The organism is Amycolatopsis sp. NPDC026612 (assembly GCF_040638285.1).
Classification (GTDB): Bacteria; Actinomycetota; Actinomycetes; order Mycobacteriales; family Pseudonocardiaceae; genus Amycolatopsis.
On record NZ_JBEZYB010000169.1, the window covers coordinates 1 to 4,844 of the forward strand.

Below are 4,844 nucleotides of genomic sequence, written 5' to 3' on the forward strand. Positions count from 1 at the left end.
TCGTGTGAGGCGGATGGTGTCCGGGCGAAGCGGGTGCCGGTGGATTATGCGTCGCACTCGGTGCAGGTGGAGCAGCTGCGCGAGGAGCTTCTCGAGGTGCTCGGTCCGATCAGGCCGCGGGCGGGGGAGACGGCGTTCTTCTCGACGGTGACCGGCGAGTGGATCGACGGGCCGGTGCTGGATGCGGAGTACTGGTACGCGAACCTGCGCAGCACGGTCCGGCTGGACATCGCGGTCGAACGGTTGAAGAGCGAAGGGTTCGGGACGTTCGTCGAAGCGTCGCCGCACCCGGTGCTCACCATGGCGATCGGCGACGACGTCCTCGCGCTGGGCTCGTTGCGCCGTGACGACGGTGGCCTGACCCGTTTCTACACCGCGCTCGCCGAGGCACACGTCAACGGGGTCGGGGTCGACTGGCGCCCGGCCTTCCCCGGCGCGCGGTTCACCGACATCCCCACCTACCCGTTCCAGCAGGAGTGGTACTGGCCACAGTGGACCGCTGCCACCGCGGGCGACGCCGGCGGCCTCGGCCTCACCGACGCCGGGCACCCGCTGCTCGGCGCGGCAGTGGCCGTCGCGGGCACCGGCGCCACCCTGCTCACCGGACGGCTTTCCCTGAGCACCCACCCGTGGCTCGCCGACCACGCGGTCGGGGACACCGTGCTGCTGCCCGGCACCGCGTTCGTCGAGCTCGCCGTGCGGGCCGCCGACCAGGTCGGCTGCGCCACGGTCGAAGAGCTGACCCTGCAGACGCCGCTGGTGCTGCCCCGCCGCGGCGGCGTGGCCGTGCAGGTCAGGGTCGAAGCCGCCGACGAGCACGGCCGCCGCGTAGTGACCGTCCACTCGCGACCGGGCGACGACCTCGACTGGACCCAGCACGCCGAAGGGGTACTGGCCCCCGGCGCCGAGCCGGGCACGGCCCTCACCGCATGGCCGCCGCCGGGCGCCGACCCCCTGCCGGTCGAAGGCCACTACGACACCCTGGCGGAGCACGGCTACCGCTACGGCCCGGCGTTCCAGGGGCTGCGCGCGGCCTGGCGGCACGGCGACGACCTCTACGCCGAGGTCGTCCTGCCCGGCGCGCAGCAGGCCGAAGCGGCTCGCTACGGCCTGCACCCGGCCCTGCTCGACGCGGCCCTGCACCCGATCGGCCTGACCAGCGCCCAGGCCGGCGCCCGGCTGCCGTTCGCGTGGACCGGCGTCCGGCTCTACGCAACGGGGGCGACGACGCTGCGGGTCCGGCTCGGCGCCCTCGGCGCGGACGGCGTCTCGGTCACCGTCGCCGACGAGACCGGCGCGCCGGTCGCCGAAGCGGAATCCCTGGTCATGCGGCCGATTTCGGCCGGGCAGGTGGCCGCCGCCGCGGACACCGGCGCCGACGCCCTGTTCACCCTCGCGTGGCAGCGCCTCGAAACCGGACCCGCCGCCCCGGCCGTTCCCCTCGGCGAACCCGGCGCGGTCGTGTTCACGCGGTGCCGTGGCGATGTGACGGCCGAAGCGCTCGAGACCGTGCAGGACTTCCTGGCGGGCGAGCACGACGGGCGGCTGGTGCTGGTCACCGAATCCGCCGTCGGGGAGGCACCCGCCGATCCCGCCGCGGCGACCGTCTGGGGGCTGGTGCGGTCGGCGCAGTCGGAGCACCCCGGCCGGTTCGTGCTGCTCGACGTCGACACCCCGGAGAACACCGCCGCCTGGGCCGGAGCGGCCGCCGCGGCCGGCGAGCCGCAGCTGGCGTTGCGCGGCGGTGCCCTGCACGTGCCCCGGCTGGCGCGGGCCACCCCGCCGCGCCACGAGCACGTCTGGAACCCGGACGGCACGGTGCTCGTCACCGGCGCGAGCGGCGTGCTCGGCGGCCTGCTCGCCCGGCACCTGGTGACGGTGCACGGCGTCCGGCACCTCCTGCTGCTCAGCCGCAGCGCCCCCGGCGCCGCCGAGGAGCTGACGGCCGCGGGCGCGTCGGTGACCGTGCTCGCCTGCGACGTCGCCGACCGGGACGCCCTCGAAGCCGCCTTGGCGCGGATCCCCGCCGAGCACCCGCTGACGGCGGTGGTGCACGCCGCGGGCGCGCTGGACGACGGGGTCCTCGAAGCACTGACCCCGGACCGGCTCGACACCGTCCTGCGGCCCAAGGCCGTGGCCGCGCGGCACCTGCACGAGCTGACCGCGCACCTCGACCTCGACGCGTTCGTCCTGTTCTCGTCCTTCGCGACGACGATGGGCGGCGCGGGCCAGGCCGGCTACTCCGCGGCCAACGCCTACCTCGACGCCCTCGCCCAGCACCGCCACGGCCGGGGCCTGGCCGCGACTTCGCTCGCGTGGGGGCTGTGGGAAGCGCGCAGCGGCCTGACCGCGCACCTCGGCGACGACGACGTGGCGCGGCTCGGCCGCTCCGGCGTCCGCGCCCTGCCGACGGACCGCGCCCTGCGGCTGTTCGACCTCGCTCTCGGCACGGGCGAGCCGCTGCTCATGCCGGTGGGTCTCGACCTGGCCGCCTGGCGCGCCCGGGCCGAGGTCCCGCCGCTGCTGCGCGGACTGGTCCGGACCTCGGCGCGGCCGGCCGTGCGCGACGGTGTCCCGGCCGGGCCCGGGCTGGCCGAGCGGCTCGCGGGCCTCCCGGAGGCCGAACAGCTCCGCGTCGTCGACGACGTCGTGCGCGCCCAGGTGGCGGCGGTGCTCGGCTACCCGTCGGGGCACGCCGTGGAGGCCGGGCGCGGCTTCCTCGATCTCGGGTTCGACTCGCTGACCGCGCTGGAGCTGCGCAACCGGCTCAACGCGGTGACCGGGCTGCGGCTGCCGGCCACGCTGATCTTCGACTACCCGAACCCGGACGCGCTCACCAAGCACCTGGGCGCCGAGCTGCCCGCGGGCGGGGCGAAGGTCGTCCCGCCCGTCCACGCGGAGCTCGACCGGCTGGCCGCGGTGCTCGCCGCGGCCGAGCCCGGTGCGGGCGAACGCGACCTCGTCACCGAACGCCTGCGCGAGCTGCTGGCCCGCTGGACCGCCACCGACGACCGCCGGGAGGAACCCGGCACGGAACTGGCCGACGCCACCGCCGAGGAGATCTTCGAGCTCCTCGACGACGAACTGGGGATGTCCTGAATGTCGAACGAACAGAAACTCCTGGACTACCTCAAGCGGGCCACGGCCGACCTGCGCGAAGCCCGGCGGCGGCTGAAGGAGAACGAGGACCGCGCGCACGAGCCGGTCGCCATCGTCGGCATGAGCTGCCGGTTCCCCGGCGGCGTCCGCACCCCCGAACAGCTGTGGGACCTGCTGGCAGCGGGGGAGGACGCGGTCGGGGCGTTCCCCGCCGACCGCGGCTGGGACCTCGACGCGCTCTACGACGCCGACCCCGGCAGCGCGGGCACCAGCTACACCCGCGAGGGCGCGTTCCTGCACGACGCGGCCGAGTTCGACGCCGGGTTCTTCGGGATCTCCCCGCGCGAGGCGCTCGCCATGGACCCGCAGCAGCGGCTGCTCCTGGAAGTCTCCTGGGAGGTGCTGGAGCGGGCGGGCATCGACCCGACGTCCGTGCGTGGCGAGAAGGTCGGCGTCTACGCCGGGGTGATGTACTCCGACTACGCGGCCCGGCTGCTGCTCGCGCCCGAGGTGTTCGCGGAGTTCGAGGCCCACCTCGGCAACGGCAGCGCGGGCAGCGTCGCCTCCGGCCGGATCGCCTACACCCTCGGCCTCGAAGGTCCCGCGGTCACCATCGACACGGCCTGCTCGTCGTCGCTGGTCGCGCTGCACCTGGCGTGCCAGGCCGTCCGGCTCGGCGACTGCTCGCTGGCGCTGGCCGGCGGCGTCACGGTGATGGCCACGCCGGGCACGTTCACCGCGTTCAGCCGCCAGCGCGGCCTGGCCGCCGACGGCCGATGCAAGCCCTTCGCCGACGCCGCCGACGGCACCGGCTGGGGCGAGGGCGCCGGGATGCTGCTCGTGGAGCGCCTTTCCGACGCGCGCCGCCACGGGCACCCGGTGCTCGCCGTCGTCCGCGGTTCCGCGGTCAACCAGGACGGCGCCAGCAGCGGCCTGACCGCGCCGAACGGGCCGTCGCAGCAGCGGGTCATCCGCGCCGCGCTGGAGCGCGCCCAGCTGTCGGCCGAGCAGGTCGATGCGGTCGAGGCGCACGGCACCGGCACCACCCTCGGCGACCCGATCGAGGCGCAGGCGCTGCTGGCCACCTACGGCCGCGGCCGCGCGGCCGGCCGTCCGTTGCTGCTCGGCTCGGTCAAGTCCAACCTCGGGCACACCCAGGCCGCGGCCGGGGTCGCCGGGATCATCAAGTCCGTCCAGGCCATGCGCCGGGGCCTGCTGCCGCGGAGCCTGCACGTCGACGCGCCGTCGTCGCAAGTGGACTGGACGGCCGGGGAGGTCCGGCTGCTCACCGAGGCGACGCCGTGGCCGGAGACCGGGCAGCCGCGGCGGATCGGCGTCTCGTCGTTCGGGGTCAGCGGAACCAACGCGCACGTGATCTTGGAACAGGCTCCGGACGAGCCCGCACTGCCGTCGCGGGCGGTCCCGGGTCCGGTGCCGTGGGTGTTGTCGGCCGGTTCGGCGGAAGCGCTGCGGGCGCAGGCCGCGGCACTGCTCGACCACGACGGTCACCCGGCCGACATCGGGTTCTCGCTGGTGAAGTCGCGGGCGCTGCTCGGCCACCGCGCGGTGGTCACCGGGGACGGCGGACTGGCTGCGCTGGCCGCCGGCTCGGCGAGCCCCGCAGTGATCACCGGGGAAGCTTCGGCCCGCGGCAAGGTGGCGCTGGTCTTTCCGGGGCAGGGTGCGCAGTGGGTGGGGATGGCCCTCGACCTGGCGGAGTCGTCGCCGGTGTTCGCGGCTCGTCT

General features: G+C 75.5%; 2 protein-coding genes. Both read left to right on the top strand.

What is annotated here, in order from left to right:
- A partial coding sequence (locus tag AB0F15_RS44870; RefSeq protein ID WP_360284037.1) for an SDR family NAD(P)-dependent oxidoreductase occupies window positions 1-3,099 on the top strand: 3,099 nt, incomplete at its 5' end.
- Window positions 3,100-4,844, top strand: a 1,745-nt coding sequence (locus AB0F15_RS44875) for a beta-ketoacyl synthase N-terminal-like domain-containing protein (RefSeq protein ID WP_360284039.1), incomplete at its 3' end; no start/stop codon positions are given. It lies immediately after the preceding gene.